Source organism: Pseudomaricurvus sp. (assembly GCF_965662505.1).
Lineage (GTDB): Bacteria > Pseudomonadota > Gammaproteobacteria > Pseudomonadales > Cellvibrionaceae > Pseudomaricurvus.
The window spans coordinates 1-17204 of the sequence record NZ_CBFIHX010000078.1 but is presented as its reverse complement, the minus strand read 5'-3'; the positions used below and the strand labels follow the sequence as shown (position 1 = coordinate 17204).

Annotated in this window: 15 protein-coding genes; 9 read left to right on the top strand and 6 right to left on the bottom strand. The window is 50.4% G+C overall.

All coding sequences use genetic code 11. The features are described from left to right. The first annotated feature begins 72 nt into the window (after window positions 1–72). Window positions 73–330: a DUF3081 family protein gene (locus ACTG33_RS11500; protein ID WP_439135359.1), complete on the top strand. Its 258-nt coding sequence runs from the start codon at window positions 73–75 to the stop codon at window positions 328–330. 360 nt (window positions 331–690) lie between these two features. Here ACTG33_RS11500 and ACTG33_RS11495 read toward each other — a convergent pair whose 3' ends face one another. Together ACTG33_RS11495 and ACTG33_RS11490 are read right to left on the bottom strand one after the other, a co-directional pair. Continuing rightward, window positions 691–987, bottom strand: coding sequence for a c-type cytochrome (locus ACTG33_RS11495; RefSeq protein WP_439135358.1), 297 nt, complete (start codon window positions 985–987; stop codon window positions 691–693). 408 nt (window positions 988–1395) lie between these two features. Continuing rightward, a complete protein-coding gene (locus tag ACTG33_RS11490; protein WP_439135357.1) occupies window positions 1396–2808 on the bottom strand; it encodes a sigma-70 family RNA polymerase sigma factor in 1413 nt (470 codons plus the stop codon). Window positions 2809–2943: 135 nt separating this feature from the next. Between ACTG33_RS11490 and ACTG33_RS11485 the strand changes: the two genes are divergently transcribed. Both ACTG33_RS11485 and ACTG33_RS11480 read left to right on the top strand, forming a co-directional pair. Further along, on the top strand, window positions 2944–3924 hold the full coding sequence (locus ACTG33_RS11485) for a MerR family transcriptional regulator (RefSeq protein ID WP_439135356.1): 981 nt from the start codon (window positions 2944–2946) through the stop codon (window positions 3922–3924). A 431-nt stretch (window positions 3925–4355) separates the two neighbouring features. After that, window positions 4356–6098 (top strand): hybrid sensor histidine kinase/response regulator, encoded by a 1743-nt coding sequence (locus ACTG33_RS11480; protein WP_439135355.1) that lies wholly within the window; start codon window positions 4356–4358, stop codon window positions 6096–6098. Between the two features lie 418 nt (window positions 6099–6516). Here the strand turns inward: ACTG33_RS11480 and ACTG33_RS11475 are convergent, their stop codons facing one another. From ACTG33_RS11475 to ACTG33_RS11465, 3 genes are read right to left on the bottom strand one after another with little or no spacing between them, the layout of a single operon-like run. Continuing rightward, a complete protein-coding gene (locus ACTG33_RS11475; RefSeq protein ID WP_439135354.1) occupies window positions 6517–8079 on the bottom strand; it encodes a cryptochrome/photolyase family protein in 1563 nt (520 codons plus the stop codon). A gap of 9 nt (window positions 8080–8088) precedes the next feature. Further along, entirely contained in the window at window positions 8089–8271 is a 183-nt protein-coding gene (locus tag ACTG33_RS11470) for a DUF2256 domain-containing protein (RefSeq protein WP_439135353.1), read from the bottom strand. 13 nt (window positions 8272–8284) lie between these two features. Then, window positions 8285–9310, bottom strand: coding sequence for an NAD(P)/FAD-dependent oxidoreductase (locus ACTG33_RS11465; protein WP_439135352.1), 1026 nt, complete (start codon window positions 9308–9310; stop codon window positions 8285–8287). Window positions 9311–9529: 219 nt separating this feature from the next. Here ACTG33_RS11465 and ACTG33_RS11460 point away from each other — a divergent pair, with 219 nt between their 5' ends. The 6 genes from ACTG33_RS11460 to ACTG33_RS11435 all read left to right on the top strand — a co-directional run bounded on the left by ACTG33_RS11460 (window position 9530) and on the right by ACTG33_RS11435 (window position 15781). Continuing rightward, window positions 9530–9955, top strand: coding sequence for a DUF3429 domain-containing protein (locus ACTG33_RS11460; protein ID WP_439135351.1), 426 nt, complete (start codon window positions 9530–9532; stop codon window positions 9953–9955). Then, the gene (locus tag ACTG33_RS11455) at window positions 9928–10686 is read left to right on the top strand and encodes an SDR family NAD(P)-dependent oxidoreductase (RefSeq protein WP_439135350.1); all 759 of its coding nucleotides are present in this window, start codon (window positions 9928–9930) and stop codon (window positions 10684–10686) included. The genes ACTG33_RS11460 and ACTG33_RS11455 overlap by 28 nt, the downstream gene beginning before the upstream one ends. A 230-nt stretch (window positions 10687–10916) precedes the next feature. Beyond that, window positions 10917–13205, top strand: coding sequence for a lipopolysaccharide kinase InaA family protein (locus tag ACTG33_RS11450; protein WP_439135349.1), 2289 nt, complete (start codon window positions 10917–10919; stop codon window positions 13203–13205). Between the two features lie 265 nt (window positions 13206–13470). Beyond that, window positions 13471–14433 (top strand): diguanylate cyclase domain-containing protein, encoded by a 963-nt coding sequence (locus ACTG33_RS11445; RefSeq protein WP_439135348.1) that lies wholly within the window; start codon window positions 13471–13473, stop codon window positions 14431–14433. A 307-nt stretch (window positions 14434–14740) separates the two neighbouring features. Beyond that, entirely contained in the window at window positions 14741–15388 is a 648-nt protein-coding gene (locus ACTG33_RS11440; protein ID WP_439135347.1) for a DsbA family oxidoreductase, read from the top strand. Between the two features lie 33 nt (window positions 15389–15421). Continuing rightward, window positions 15422–15781: a DUF4112 domain-containing protein gene (locus ACTG33_RS11435; protein WP_439135346.1), complete on the top strand. Its 360-nt coding sequence runs from the start codon at window positions 15422–15424 to the stop codon at window positions 15779–15781. Window positions 15782–15860: 79 nt separating this feature from the next. Here ACTG33_RS11435 and ACTG33_RS11430 read toward each other — a convergent pair whose 3' ends face one another. Next, window positions 15861–16946 carry a PQQ-dependent sugar dehydrogenase gene (locus tag ACTG33_RS11430; protein WP_439135345.1) on the bottom strand — a complete coding sequence of 362 codons (1086 nt, stop codon included), beginning with the start codon at window positions 16944–16946 and terminating at the stop codon, window positions 15861–15863. Window positions 16947–17204: the final 258 nt, after the last annotated feature.

The window sequence follows — 17204 nt, the reverse complement described above, 5'->3', positions numbered from 1 at the left end:
GTTCTGCCCGTAGTTTTAATAATGAAGCTCAATATTTTATAAGCCCTACCAGCAACCCATTGGTGAAAAACTATGACAGCTGATACTAAGCTCACAGCGAGGGAGTTACTACTAGCTTTCGAACGCATCAAAGAATATGGCGAGCAGAAAGATGACGAGTATCGTTACGAACAACTCTCCGCCAATTTGGGGTATGACGGCTATACCTTAACCATTGCCAATAACGATGTCAGTGCAACCCTGCAATTTCACAACACACTGAAAATCAACTCACCGAATCGCGGAGCACTGGAAACGTTTCACAGGCAGATTCAAAGGTTGTGTGAATAAATTCAGAGAAGAGAAAGCAGCAAGGGAACGGGGGAATTAAATTCCAGCCAGTCTAAACCAACCTCGTTCATAGAGACCCGACTTATGGGCAATTAACCCTTCGCCAAGCTCAGGGTGAACGTGTCGAGATGCTTTTCCAAAACCGTCCGCCCTGAGTTTGTCGCAGGATGGTTACTGAAAGCGGAAACCCCAAAAGCTCATGTATACAAAGTGGACGGATTGAAGCTGCTACAGTTTAACGGACATTCTCAATCAGGGTCATTGAGCACGAGGCAAGATATGCCTCTTAATTTCATGTCCGTTTTATTGCTGCAACCTCAACATCTTCCTGCTGAGATAAACCATTCCTTTTGAGACAAACTACTTTTGAGACGAATAGTAAGCAGCCAGCGCCTCAATATCGGCATCACTCAACTGAGACGCCTGAGCGGTCATGACCACTGCCATCCCTCCTGCACGCTGCCCATCGCGGTATGCTTTTAAGGAACTCACGAGATAGTCTTTATTTTGTCCATTCAGTTTCGGGTAGCTTGGTGCTATGGGCGCACCTCCACCAGCACCATGACAAGCCCGGCAAGTGAGTTCTTTTTCAGGCTGGGCATTGGCTATTAAAGAAATGGTCAGTGCTAATGTCAACGCTATAAAATATTTCATCATAAACCTCCGTTAGATTTTTAGGGACCCTCTAAGCTTCTCGATCCATTTGCCACACACACGCTGATGCATTACTAAGGTTTGAAATACATGCTTTCCCAGCGGAACGTGATTGCGCACACTTAAGCACTGAGATAGTGAAAAATACCGCGCCAGCAATGAGAAAGTACGCTGACCACATAACCTTGAAATAAAAAACAGACAGATAGGATAATAAGAATATAATACTCCATAGCCATCCGAGAACCTGTATAACAGAGTGCTTCGATGCCATGTCCAGATAACGAAACGGGTTGTAGCGATAGTTCATAACAAGACTACAACCGCCTAGAAAAAATGATTTCATAATAACTCCCTCAGTAGTTTTTTCAGAACCTGTTTGGAAAATTTGGTATTGAAAACTATTTTTAGTCACAAGGAATTGAAGCTTAATTGATCTTGTCGCCCCATCCAGTCACGCATTTTTTCTATTGCAATACTTTCGAGCTGCCTAACACGCTCTCGACTAATGCCCAGTATTTCGCTCAACTGCTGAAACGTTTTAGAATCGCTATCAAGACGTCCAAAACGCTCATTAATGATATAGCTCTCCCTATCTGTAAGAACCATTTTCATAATTGAATTTAAATATTCTGCACTACTCTCATCAGCAACCGACTCGAACAAATTGGAATCGGACGACGCAACTTTAGAATGTAATGACAGCCCCTCGGCGGGATTATCGTCCAGTGACAAACTGTAATTCTTAATCCGCATCAGCGCATCATGGCGATCTTTGCTTATGCCTAAGTCTTTTAATAAATCGTGGGTAGACCCTGTCTTGTCGTTAGCTTTTTGGTGATCAACCCACTGTGACAAACGGATCAGATCATTGTTATAGTCAGGGGAGATGGTGATCACCCTATCGATATTGACTCGAGCGGTTCTAATTTTGGATTCAATCCATTGATATGCATAAGTGGAAAACCGGTAACCCATGGCAGGACGAAATTTCTCTGCCGCCCGCATCAATCCAAAAGTTCCCTCCTGAAATAGGTCGATCAAATAATCTGGTCTCTGGGTATAGCGCTTGGCGACATGGAATATCAATCTCAGATTGTGCTTAACCAGGGTCTCGCGCGCATCAAGGTAACTTTTGACATGGCAATCAAGCTGGGCTTTGGCCCCGTCGATAGGCAACCACTCAGCATTACTATGGATTTGAGAGCCTGAAAAATATTCATCGATGGCAAGATCTAGCGTCGAAGCCGCTTCAACTTTACTGCCTTGGCGTTTTGCAAGGGCAAGCATTAAGGGACCAGGCCAATCTACAGTGGAGATGCATTCCTCTAACGTGGCTGGTAGCGTATCGACTGAGGTCACTAGCGGCTTACCAGCCTGCAGTGCTTCCACCAATAGCGTTACAGCCGCGGCATTACCCTCTGTATTCTGAAGATGAGCAAGCTCTCTACGAAGGGCATAATAGCGTTCGCTGACTGAAAACCGGCTTTTATCTAAAGTGTTGTCCCTGGACGAATCCAAAAGGCTCAGTAACTCCTGCGCAGTCCGATCACAGGTGACTGTAATTAAAGCAATCTCCCGGGCAGCATTGGCCATTTCCTGCGCCAAATTACGCTCCTCGGCACGGTCCAGCAGGCCAAATGACGCCAACTTAACACGCGTTAAATCAAGTGTATCAACCAGTGAATCACCTTGCTGCTGGCTATCGTTGGCTGGCAGGGCATGCTCAGCACGGGAGTGAGAACCTAGGGCACCCTGCCCGCAAACCTCGGCATATTCGCCAAAATTCAATTCGTCCCTGCTATCAATATTGTTGTCCAACATTTCAGCACCTATCTTGTACAATTCTCTAGAATATACGCCAAAAATGCTAAATGGCTTAGTCAATCCCACCCTATACATGTACAATACCTATACATATTGGATTGGCATCAGCGCTTACAACAAAGAGAAATTAGAGTGGAAGAACGCAACAAAGAAAGTTATTACGTGGAACAAGCGAGAATGAGCATCGGCGTAGTGGAGCGGATGACCGGCATCAATGCCAACACCCTGAGAATGTGGGAGCGTCGCTATCAGCTGGGGCCATCCAAACGCAGCCCGGGTGGACAGCGGGAATATACCGCAACCGATATCGATCACCTGCGGCTGATTAAAAAACTGATCGACAAGGGGATGCGTATTGGTGATATCGCCCAACTACCGACCAAGACACTCACCAGCCTGCTATTGGAGACCGGTGATGAATGCGTTGATATGGGCGAAAGTGATCCACTGAAGACGCAAGTGGTCGGGATCAGTTTGAGTCGTTATTTCAAAACTCACATTAAGCGCTATCCCAAATTGGCTATCACTTGTTCAGACACCGATGGTGATGAATGGCTATCTGATCCCAAGTTAATTGACAAAACACTCACTGATAAAAACTTATTGATCCTGCAAAAAAACTCTCTGAACCAAAAACATATTGATCAACTAAAAAAGATTAGTGAAAGAAAAATTCATGTGATTGTCCTGTATTTATACTCTCACCAAGAGGTCCTGGAAGCTTTAGAGCGTCAAGGCATAGTTCTGCTACCAAGTAATATTGAGCCATCCCGTATCGATGACGCTGTGAATAAAGTACTCAGATTGACAACAAATCTATCCAGCCTGAACCAGAGTGGTAAAGCATTTGATATTTCGCTACCCAACAGCCAGCCACGGCAGTTTGACGAAGAGGCTCTGATAGAAGCGGAAGCCTTATCAAATTTATTAAATTGCGAATGCCCGCCGCATTTAACTGATTTGATTCGTCGTCTAAACGCCTTCGAGGAGTATAGTCAAACGTGCGGAGCTGAAAATTGGAAACAGGCAGCCGTGCATGCCTGCGTGTACTCCTATACAAATCAAGCGCGATACTTAATTGAAAAAGCGTTAAGAGCTGTACTGGATGAATAGATTAAAGCGACTAAAAGGGTCAGCGCCCTTTTTAGCTAACCGAAAGTAACGGAATTTAACTCGACACGCAGGCAGGGAACAATTTAATTCCCCGTCAACTTTTAGCTCCTTCATAGAAAGCCCTTCGACAAGCTCAGGGCGAGCGGATTTGGCAGAACCCCTCGATACGTTCGCCCTGAGCCTGTCGAAGGGTGCTTACTGCAAGTGATCAGATATGTAAGCGTATTCGTCGTCGAGGCAGCCGATAAAGATGCTGGCATCCCGATGCATTCAGATACATTCGGTGGAATATCCAAAGAACTCTTCCTGCACCCCAATAGGATACAGCAGGTGGTGGAGATGGTTATTTTGCCAGACCTAGAAGAGGGCTTGAGCTGCCCTAACAGGGTGCTGTAGAGGGATTGATCGGCACCGCGGAGAAGAAGGTGGCGATGGAATTAACCGTTTGGCAAATCCTGCAGTTGTTGACAATGATCAATAAAACAGCCAATCCCTGGCGCCCGAAAGCAGATTCGTTACCCACGCCTTCCCTCAAGGAGTATATTGGCACATATGAACATCACATCCATCAACCTAGTGACCGGGATATGACGTTACCTGACGAAAGCTTTAAGCGGTTATTTGAACTCAGTGGCGACGCCATGATGGTGCTCGATCAGGATACGTTTACCTACTGCAATCCCGCAACCCTTAAAATTTTCGCCTGCGGAAGTCTGAAAGAGTTTTGCACCAAGCATCCCTCCGATCTTTCTCCCCCGATTCAACCCTGCGGCACATCATCTCTCACGCTTTCTCTCGAACACATCGAGGAGGCTGCAAAACATGGCCACACACGCTTTGAATGGGTACACAGACGCCTGACCGGTGAGGATTTTTATGCGGATGTTTTGCTCAGCCCGGTGATCTGGGAAGGGCATACGGTTATTCAGGCGATTGTCCGGGACATTTCCAGTTACAAAGCCCTGCAAGAAAGTCTGCGCCAGGAGAGTGCGTTATCGGAGCAGGCCAACAAGGCCAAGTCGGACTTTTTGGCGGTGATGAGTCATGAAATCCGCACGCCGATTCACGGCATTCTCGGCGCTCAGGAGCTGTTACTAAATACCGAACTCGATGACGAGCAAACGACACTTGCTACGCTGGCCAACAGGTCCGCCAAGCATCTGCTGCAAATCGTCAACAACGTGTTAGATTATTCCAAGATTGACGCCAAGAAATTAATGGTCGAGGAGACCGTATTTAGCGTTCGACAATTACTGGAGGATATCCGCGAGCTGTTTCAGGTGGAAGCCAACGGCAAGTCCATCCGGCTGTTAATACAGAGTGAGCCTCACGATGCACGACTGGTAGGCGATCTCCATCTCCTGCAACAGATTTTGTCCAACTTGATCGCCAATGCACTGAAGTTTACCCACAGCGGCGGAGAGGTTCGCCTCGTCAGCGCTTTGCAGATGCAGCCCGATCAGCGTCATGGCGATTGGTCTTTGCAGGTGATCGATACCGGTATCGGTATGACAGAGGCACAACAGAACAATGTGTTTGAGGTATTCACTCAGGCCGATTCCACTACCTCCCGCCACTACGGTGGCACCGGCCTGGGGCTGGCAATTTGTCGTGGCCTCGTGGATCGCATGGGCGGCACCATCTCGGTGACCAGCCAGCCGGGCGAAGGCACCTGTTTTGATGTGCAACTGACGCTTCCACTGGCATCTGCAAGCACTCATACTCCACAGGATTTGGATCAAAGTTTTAACCAGTCTTCGTCTTCTGATGCGCTTTCTAACGACCAGAGAAACTATCAACGTGAAATCCTGATCGCAGAGGACATCCCCACCAATCAATACATTATCCGCAAACAGACAGAGCAATTGGGTTTGACCCCACGCATAGTCAACAATGGCGAAGAAGTCATCACCGCCTATCACGATTCACTGAATGCCGACGGCAACAGCCGCTACGCCATGATTCTGATGGATGTTCAAATGCCGGTTATGAGCGGGTTGGAGGCCACACAACGGCTGCGAGCCTTAGGCTGTACGTTACCGATTGTCGCCCTGACGGCGGATGTTTTAATCGAACAACGCCAACGGTGTCAGGAAGTCGGCATGCAGGCATTTATTGCCAAGCCGTTTGTGAAAGCCAAGTTGCTTGAGGTATTCGATCAATACCTGAGTTGACCGAGAAACCCATCGAAAAAGACATCAACCGGCTACACTAAAGCTGCCGTTTGCGTGTCATCATGATTACTTACGGCGACCCCCACATTGGTTAGGGAAAACTCAGCCGATCTCGGCGTAGGAAGACCTTTAACCCACGTTGATCTCAGCTTAGGCGTGCTGGGACTGATACCGTTTATTGATACCGCACTGTTATTACCCTTGCCATGTGGCATAACCGCAGAGCAAGCGTTTATTGCCCATTGTGTTACCTATATATAACGTTACTTATATATAACGTTACCCATATATAGCATTACCCATATATAGTATTACCTATAGCGTTATCATTCTGACCTTACTCTCTGATGCCCTCTGGCAGATTTTCTTCACGTTGAATTAAGCATTACTCAAAATTAAAATACTTCAGCTCACTCATTCAAAGTTCTTCCAGATTCTCCAAACACCAATTAGCTCGCGCCAGTGTCGCTTGTTGACTCTCCTGACTTTGCCTATCCCAACTGCGATACACCATGCCAATACGGGGATTATTGGCTAATCTATCGCGATGCTGATTCATAAAATTCCAATAGAGACTGTTCAGAGGGCAGGCATTCTCCGAAGACTTTTCTTTAACTTTGTAGTGACAACTTTTACAGTAATCACTCATTTTATTCACATAGTTGCCGCCAGCAGAATATGGCTTGGTCGCTATCCAGCCGCCATCGGCGAACTGACTCATCCCTCGGGTATTGGGCATTTCAACCCACTCGATAGCATCAATATAAATACCAAGATACCAGGCATCCACCTGATCGGGATGAATACCTGTCAGCAAACAAAAATTACCGGTGATCATTAACCGTTGTATATGGTGAGCGTAGGCATAGGTCAGCGACTGATCGATAGCCTGCTTCATGCAGTTCATTTTGGTGTTGCCATCCCAAAAATACTCAGGCAGATTACGCTGAGCATCGAGATGATTGCTTTGACTGTAATGGGGCATATTCACCCAGTACACACAACGCACATATTCTCGCCACCCCAGAATCTGCCGAACAAAGCCTTCGATTTGTGGCAAAGTAATTAGCCCATCGGACTGTTTGTAAGCGTCCACTGCTGCGGCAATCACTTCCTGAGGACTCAGAATTTTACTATTCATCGCAAAGGATAAACGCGAGTGATACAGTGTCCATTGATCGGGATGCTGGCAGGTCATGGCATCCTGAAAGCGTCCGAACAAAGGCAAACAATATTCGCAAAAGTGTTTTAGCAACTGCAGAGATTGATCACGCGATACAGGCCACAGTAGGTTGTCATCACAACGACCAAAAGTGATGACATTGTGTTTATTGATACGCTCCAGTTTGTCATCAACATCATTGGAAAACAGCAAGGGCTGAGGGATATCCTGCAAATCCTTCGGTTTTATTTTCTCTCTATTATCACCATCGTAGTTCCATTTCCCTCCTAACGGCTGATCACCATTCATCAGCAAACTGAAACGCTTGCGCATCTTTCGATAAAACGTTTCCATGCGATTGTGCTGTTTTGGCTTGACATAGCCCGACATATCTTCAAAGGGTACTAGAAAATGTTCACTATCGACGCAAAAAACATTGATAGTATCTGCAAGCTTTAAAGCATTTAGCTGCTGGAGAAGTCGATATTCATCTGGCCTCTGGTATTGAAATACTTTGGCAGAAAACCGCTTAACGGTTGATGCAATTAGATCCTCCAGTTTTTTGAACTGGGCCGTATCATCAAGCGTGAGATGGAGCACGTGATGGCCTTTTTCACTCAGTTCTTTGGCAAAGATCTCCATTGCTGAGAAAAAGGCACAGAGCTTCTGGATATGGTGCTTAACGTAACTGGCTTCTTGTTTAAGTTCTGCAATCAGGTAAAGCACACTGTCATCTGGGCGATCAAACCAAGAGTGTTGAGCATTTAATTGGTCACCCAAAATTAAGCGCACCGTTTGATAATTCTTTGCCAGCATCATTTTATCGAATCATTTCTTGTTATCACATCGCTTCTGGTTATCAAACCTCTTCTTGAGGCCTCGCTGTGAAGCACAACGCTTGGAGCAATATTTGACGACCACCCACTCTTTGCGCCACTTCTTTCTCCAGGCAAAATTTCTCTGGCAAGTCAGACAGATTTTGGTCGGCAAGTGAGGCTTCTTATGAGACATTGAGGGAAGCCATTTAATTATCTTCATGGAAAAAATAATCTACAAAATCGAGTGCGGATAAATAAGCTCCCTCAACTCGGCCTCCTGCTGACCATGCACCAATGACTCCGACACCACTTGATCGATCAGCGATAATGGACGACGCTGCCTTGTCATCTTTTACCCGGGCGTAACGCCAATAATGTTTAAAATCGTGGACGACCTGTAATGGTTTTTCGACATGCTTTTCCAATGCTGCCGACAGCCACTCAAGCCCAGCTTGAGTGATATTAACTGCTGAGTCTTTAGCGTGGGCGGTTGACCATTCACTGGAGAAATGTAGCATCCACAGATCGTCATAATTGCCCAAGCCTTTTTGCCGTGACTCTTTATCCTGAAAATGTCGCTGTGGACGTGAGGATAAGCGAGAAACCCAGGAGACCACCTCATCGCCAAAAATCCCCTGGATTTCTGCAGGCACATCCCCCAGCGTTGCCAGGGCCAGCGCCCAGCATGGCACATGAGTTTGTTCAGGAATTTGACACTCAACAGGCGTACCTGAGAGCAAGACTTTACTCTGCTCGGCAGGCAGGCTCAGCACAACCCAATCATAACGCTCTTGTATAACGTGGCCGTCTGCCGCCACCAAACTCCAGCCATCCTTTGTACGCTCCAACCTCTCGATGCGTGTCTGAAAGGCAATATCAATATTCTGTGAAAGAGCATGTGCCAAGCTATTCATCTTCGGAGTACCCACAAACCGAGGGGTCGAATCTGGTCGAGTGGTAAGTTCGCCAGACCTCAGTGAATGTGGATTAAACTGCCAGCAAGCCACTATGCCTTGCTCCCGCCACTGATCCACCTGTTTTTGAAAACGCTCGTCCCGTGCCGTAAAGTACTGTGCTCCCATATCAATATTGCCCCATTCGAGGCGCTTGTTAGCCAAGCGACCACCGACACCCCGCGATTTCTCAAATACCTGGACCTGGACACCATGCCTAGTTAATTCGCGCGCTGAAGTCAGCCCAGCAATACCTGCACCAATAATGGCTACTTTCATTGATAAATCACCTGAGAGAATTTTAGTGAATCTTACGTACAGGAGCGTTTAAAGGTTCATTAGACCGTGGCTTTTAGGTCAACCTGCCAAGCAAACGATACCGTAACCAACTGACTCTGAGCCATTAGAGATCGGTTTTCACAAAAGACATCAACAGGCTGATCTAACACTGACGTTTGCACGTAACCATCATGACTTATAGCGAACTCAACATTACTCATGGAAAAATCAGCCGATCCCTGTGTCCGAAGATCCTTAACCCGCGTTGATCTCAGTTTAGGCGTGCTGGGACTGATTCCGTTTATTTATACGGCGCTGCTCTTACCCTTGCCTTGGGGCATAACCGCCGAGCAAGCGTTTGTTGCCTATAGCGTTATCATTCTGACCTTTCTCGCAGGTACCCTCTGGCAGATAGACACGCCTTCCAGCCTGGTTTCGAATCTGGTTGCCCTGTCTGCAGTGTTTGTGATGCTGTCTCCATTCACCACCAGTACCCGTGCTCTGATACTGATGGTGTTGTACCTGTTTATTCTCGCCTGGGAGCTGCTGCGCTGCCGCGCTCATTATTCAATAACCTATCAGAGCATGCGCTGTGCTCTCACAATGGTGGTGGTGTTATGTCACGGTTTGATGATCAATCAATAAAATCGGAAGCCGAGTTGCCTGTCTGGCTCGTGATTGGCGCCGGTGGTGGCATCGGTCATGCGGTTGTGCAACAGGGGTTGGCCGCAGGCCATCCCGTCATTGCAGTGAGCCGTCAACCCATCGGCCTCTCACACCCGGCGCTGATGGAGCTGCGAGGAGCAGAAGACGAGGATGGGATCAATCAAGTCGTTGAGGAGTTAAAAACCTTTCGTGGCCGGATCGGCCGTGTGATGGTCTGTACCGGAACACTGCACTCTACCGATCACCCCCAGTTACCGGAAAAGCGTTTGGAGAATCTGGGCGAGGCTTCAATGTCAGCCACGTTTCACACCAACACGATCTTGCCCGCATTGTGGGCAGCGAAATTATTACCGGTGCTGAAAGGTCAGCAATCTTGTATCTACGCTACTCTCAGTGCTCGGGTGGGCAGCATCGGTGATAATCGACTGGGCGGCTGGTACAGCTACCGATCCAGTAAAGCCGCGCTCAATATGCTGTTGAAGACCACGGCCATAGAGTACGCACGCAGAGCCAGTAACGTGAAGTTCGTGCTGTTCCACCCGGGCACCACCGACACCCCACTGTCAAAACCCTTTCAGGCAAACGTACCTGCGGAAAAACTCTTCACGCCGGAGTTTGTGGCTAACTGTCTGGATCGAGTCATGGATTCACTCAAGCCCGACGGGCTGATCGATTACTTGGATTGGCAGGGTAAAGCCATTGACTGGTAGGGCGATCAATGGCCATCGAGGCATGTCGTGGGTACAACCATGAGGGGCAGCCTTACACAATCGCCCAAAGCCACGGGTTCCGGTGCGGTCAATACTAATTCTACGGGAGAACTGGTAGACTCCCGCCCCATTACCCTTACCTATTTTCGAGTCTAATTACTTTTACCTGCTTTCGAGTTTAATTTACTTTTACCTACTGCGAGCCCACCCGCCCGTCCTGTTGAAACCCTATGCCTGTAACCAAATCCCCTATGACCACTAACTCCATTGCCCCTGCCGCAGCCAGTACACGTGCCCACAACCGCTTTTACCTGGACTGTCTGTGGTATTTGCTGCGCGGCGGGCTGCGCTTGCCCGGCGGCCATCGGGCGCAGCCCGGTAGCCAGGTGCCCGCGGAGTTTGCCGGTGTGTGCGTGGCCAGTCAGGATGATCCGGAAGCCGACGCCGCCATGCTCGACTACCTGCGAGCGCTGGGCATCCAGCACGTGCGGATGGACTTTACCTACCACTCCCTGGGGGGCCACGGAGAGCGGTTTCTGGAGCGGCTGTTGGATGAGGGGATGCAGGTGTTGCTGCGCCTGTTGCCGCCGCTGGAAGAGGCCAACCGCATGGCGGAGCCTGAGGCACAGCAGCACTGGAGTGACTTTGTAGCATCGGTCATTGAACGTTTTGGCAGCCGTCTGGAGGCGGTGGAAGTAGGCAATGTGATCAATCGCCGACGCTGGTCTGGCTATCGCAAGGTGGACGACTTTCTGGTGGTATGGGAGCTAGCCTGGCGGCAGCTGCGCGAGCGGGGTATCACTCTGGCCGGCCCCAATGTCACCGACTTTGAACCACCCTACAACTACGCATTTTTGCGCGCCATGCAGCGCCGGGGCCAGCTGCCGGACATTCACACCAACAACCTGTTTGTGGAACGCTGTACCCAGCCGGAGGTTTTCGACCACGCGGTGGCCGGCTACCTGCTGGCACCCGTGCTGAAACTGAATCTGATCAAAAAGGCTCGTGTTCTACATCGGGTTAGCGAGCACTTCGGCATTAACCGCACCTATTCCACCACCGCGTTCTGGACCCTGCCCCGCATTGGCCGTCGACTGCCGGACAGCGAAGAAAAACAAGCCGATTATCTGGCCCGCTACATGGTGTTAGCGGCCGCCTCGGGCAACCTGGAGCGGGCCTACTGGGGACCACTGGTCAGCCAGAGAGAAGGACTGGTAGATGACGGCACCGGCCAGCCGGCCAGCCACGAACTGGTGGGGCAGTACACAGAAAACAGCGGCTGCTGGACACGCTATGTACAGAGGCCCTCGTTCGCGGCCATGGCCACCTTTAACCGGCTGATTCCCGGCAGCCGCTATCAGGGAGAAGTGGTCACCTGCGACAACTTGCATCTGCACCGTTTTACCACCGAGAGCCATACCATGCATGTGCTCTGGACCACCAACACCCACGCCGCGGTATTGGCACAGCTGTACAGTCCATCCGACCTGCAGCAGGCGGAAATCATTACCCATCTGGGCGAAACCCTGACGAACCAGCCTGCACTGGCTATCGAAGAGCCGCTCTACCTGCGCTGGCCAGCGGATCGGCAGGTGCCGGTCAACAGCGGCATAGAAGTGATGTCGGACGTGGCGGTGTACAGCAACCGGGCCGGCGGGCGGGATTACTACTATCGCGATGACACCTGGCACGGCATGGTGTTTGCTGCCAGCCAGGACGAGGCAGATCAACTGCTGGAGGTTCTGCACCCGGACAAGGTAGCACCACCGGCGGGCGATAATACCCTGCGCAAATCGCGCAATGTCATCTGGTCCATCCAGAACCCGCTTAATCCGGACCGGAAACTGGCCATCAAGAAACCCAACCGGCTCAGCTGGAACAAAAAGATCGTCGATTATTTTAAGCCCACCAAAGCTGTGCGCAGCTGGAATGGCGCCAGCCGCCTGCTGCGCATGGGTATCGATTCGCCGGCACCGGTGGCCTGGTTTGAGCGGCACACCCACAAGGATACCCTCAACAGCTGGTATGTGTGCGAGCACGCTGGCGCCATCCCTTCGGTGCGGGACTTCTTTCAGCATTACGCCGCTGGCGAAAACGAGCACCTGGGGATTTCCCGCGACCGATTTTTTCGCGCTCTGTGTGATTTCCTGCTGAAGATGCACAACCGCGGGGTGTATTTTCGCGATCTGACCGGCGGCAACATTCTGGTCAAGCTGGATTCGGACAAGCCGGGCTCAGAGCAGACACCTCAGTTCAGCCTGATTGACACTGCCCGGGCTCGCTTCTACGACCGCGGCGCGTCGCTGACAGAGCGACTGTCGGACCTTAAGCGCACCTGCTACAAGCTCGACTGGAGTGGACGGGACGCGTTCATGAGCCTCTATCTGGAGTCCATCGGTCGCTCGTTTAACTGGCTCTACCGCATACCGTTCTATTACTTCGACTGGAAGATGGACACCAAACGGGCTATCAAGCGGAAGAAAAAACGCAAGCAAAAGCGTACTGCTGCGGACTCCTGAGGCAAATCGGGACATCCCGTCATCGCGGTGAGCCGACAACAACGATGTCGGCTTCCCCCGTGTCTACGCCAGTCTCGGCTGGCAGTAGGCAGCATCTCACGCAACTCAAAAGCCAGGGCCAACCACCCCGCTTTTGGCGTTGACATTCAAGCATAAATAGAAGAAATCGATGAGTGCTTGTCGAATGAGACCCCCACCCCGCAATCTTCCAAAACTTGCCCTATACTTGTCGTTCAGATCAACAGAATCATTTCGGTATAGATGAATGTCAGACATCTCAGATCCTCCGATCACTAGCGCCCCAGACCAGGCCAGCAATGCCCCAGACCAGGCCAACAGCGCCGCCAGCCAGGACAGAACCGTCCTGCAGGCCGTGATCAATGCCGTCCCGGCGCCCATTTTCTATAAGGGTTCAGACGGACGCTATCTGGGCTGCAATCAGGCATTTGAGGAGTACATCGGCCTGACGCGATCTGAGCTGGTGGGCAAAACCGTGTTTGAGCTGTTCGACCCCGAGCTGGCACAGGTCTACCACGACGCTGATGCGTCCCTGCTCGAAGCAGAAGGCAAACAGATCTATGAGGCACAGGTGAAATACGCCGACGGCTCCATTCGCGATGTGGTCTTTCATAAAGCCACGTTTGACGCGGTTGATGAAGCCATCACCGGGCTGGTGGGTGTGATCCTGGACATCACCGAACGCAAGAAGAGTGAAGCCCGCTACCGGCAACTGGCCCTCACCGATACGGTTACTCAGATTGATAACCGATTTGCGTTTTTACACTCCGCCGAAACCGCTCTGGACCTGGCCGGTCGCTCCGGTCAACCGCTGGTGTTGATGATGATCGATCTGGACAATTTCAAACACATCAATGACAGCCTGGGTCATCAAAAGGGTGACAAGGTACTCTTCGAAGTCGCCCGCCGCCTGACACAGGCAACCCGTAAAACCGACAAGGTCGCGCGCCTGGGAGGCGATGAATTTGCCATCCTGATTCAGGACACGCTGAACTCACCCGATGACGTGACTCGCCTGGCGGAAAAAATTCTCGACGCAAACCAACCACCCATCGATCTGGACGACACCCAGGTACAGGTCAATATCAGCATTGGGATTGCCTTTGCTCCAGAACACGGCAGCGACATCGACACACTGATTCACCATGCCGACTGCGCGCTTTATCAAACCAAAAATTCCGGTAAAAATGGGTTCACTATTTGGGTATAACTCTCTCTGGGTAGTGACTCTCATCAAATTGCAAGAAACTGGCTGATGGGCATCGACGGTAAGACCTCCCACTTCAAAGATAGGAATACCGTGCTGACGCTGAATGAAGGGGCTAGCTGCCTAGACCTGCTAAACTCTGATAATAAGAGCTACGGCGATAGTAGGAGCAACAGCCATAACAGGAGCATCGACAACTGAAAAAGCAACAACAGTAAATTCCAAGCTGGCTTCGATAGCATTTCTCTTTTTTACCCCCACGCGTCACAACGCCAAAGCTTTACCCTGCCATTAACCCACAGGATTCCCCATGAACAACATTCAAATCGACATCGTGTCTGACATAGCCTGCCCTTGGTGCGCAATTGGCTATGCTCGCCTGGAACAGGCTATGAAGAGGTTGACGCCAGAGTATGAATTTAACGTGCAGTGGCACGCATTTGAGCTGACCCCGGATCACAGCGGCGAGGGCGAACCCATTTTGGCAGCTTTGGTGCGAAAATATGGCGGCACCGAGGATAAAATGCGAGCCAATCAGGATCAGATGATGCAGATTGCCAAAGACCTTGGCATCAACTTTGAGAAACTGCAGGAACGCTTCACCTGCAATACGTTTGATGGTCACCGGCTGGTGAAATGGGCCGACGAGCAGGACCGTCAGACGGAGATGAAACAAGCACTGTTTGAAGCCTACTTTGGCAGAGCGGAGAACGTTTCCGACCACAGTGTACTGGTACGCTGTGCTGAAAGTGTTGGTCTGGACCCGACACAGGCGCGCGAAGTACTCGACTCGGAGCAGTACGCCAACGCGGTGCGTGACGACGAAGCCACATATCAACAAGCCGGGGTTACCGCTGTGCCGGCGTTTATCATCAACCAAAAGTACTTAATTTCTGGTGCTCAGGAAACCGACACGCTGGTACAGGCGTTTCAGGACATTGGAGCCGAGCCTTTATGAAATTCCGATGTAAGCGCCCAAGCGAGAACAACGATGACAAAACTCTCTAAAGCCGAACAGCAAGCCATGCTGGGGCGGCTGGATAGGTTCAGCCGGTTAACCGACAGCAGCGTTCGGGTTCCGTTTACCAACTTTCGCATTGGCGCGGAGGCGATTATCGGCATATTGCCCGTTGTCGGAGACGTAGCAGGTCTGTTGCTGTCCTGTTACGTGCTGTTTGAGGCACAGCGTGCCGGCGCCAGCCGGTCGGTGAAGCTGCGCATACTGGCGAACATGGGTATTGATTTTGTCGGCGGTCTGGTACCGCTGGTTGGCGATGTGTTTGATGCTTACTTCAAAGCCAATACTCGCAATACTCGTTTGCTTAAAGACCATCTGGAAAGAGAGCCATAAGTTCTTTTAGTGACCATCCTAAACCGTGGATTAAAGCCCGGTGGTTACTGAATCAAAAAGAACACGAACACATTGAGCGTTAAGATTCTTCCGGCACAATCCGAATGATCCCGTTATCTTCCGTTGCCACATACAGATAGCCATCCGGTCCTTCCTTCACAGTGCGCACGCGGCCAATGTCTTCGAAGAGGATTTGTGTGGACATGATTCTGTCACCGGCCACTTCACAGAACACAAGATAGCGAAATTTCAGAGAGCCAACGATAAGATCACCGCGCCACTCGGGATAGCGCTCACTGGTGATAAACGTCATGCCAGAGGGCGCAATGGAGGGATCCCAGTAATGTACCGGGGATTCGTAACCCTCACGGGTTTCAGCTTCCGCAAATTCGCTGCCGCCATAGTTGATACCGTAACTGAGAATCGGCCAGCCATAGTTGGCACCGGCCTTGATCAAATTCACTTCATCACCGCCGCGCGGGCCGTGCTCGTGAATCCAGATGTCTCCGCTCAAAGGGTGCATGGCCATGCCTTGCGGGTTGCGATGCCCCCAGGAGTAGATTGCGGGCATGGCGCCCTCTTTATCAACAAAGGGGTTATCATTCGGGACTTCGCCGCGATCAGTCAGGCGATAAATTTTGCCGCCGTCGCGAGTCAGATCCTGCGGATTGTTGTCGCGGTCACCACGATCACCAATCGAGAAATACAAATAGCCTTCACGGTCGAAAGCGATGCGACTGCCATAGTGACGGCCACTGGACGTATTGGGAGTCGCTTTATAAAGAACCTGTTTATCCGTCAGTCGATTACCATCGAGCTTGGCGCGCATGATAGCCGTATGACTGCCTTTGCCTTCGCCCTCTTTACTGGAATATGAAAGGTACAACCAGCCATTCACATCGTATCGGGGATGGCGTTCCAGATCGAGCAAGCCGCCTTGGTTGTTGGTATGCACTTCGGGAACCCCCTCAATTGCGGTGCGCTTCCCTTCCGCATTGATACGGTGCATCTCTCCGCTGCGGCTGCTGACTAGCATATCGCCATTATCTAGCCAGACCATGCCCCAGGGCACACCGATGTCGTCCACCACGGTTTCCAGACGGTAGCCATCAGCGTAAAGGTGAAGAGACCAGAAAATCAGAACAGGCAGCAGTATCGCTTTCATTGGTATTGGCTCCTAAATCTACATCGCCGCATGATCGCGGTATAGGGTGGATTTCACCTTATCAATAATTGCCAGTGATCGAAACTGCTACGGCTTTCGACATCCCACCCTTAGACCTGTTCAGGATGATCGGGAAAGTAGCCAAACGCTATAAAAATCCAGTAGAATCGCCGAATAGTAGACGCTGCAGACGACAGCGTTTCAGGGATAGCATCTACAAAAAAGGATTTTCAAAATGGCCACGGCCCATCAATCGTA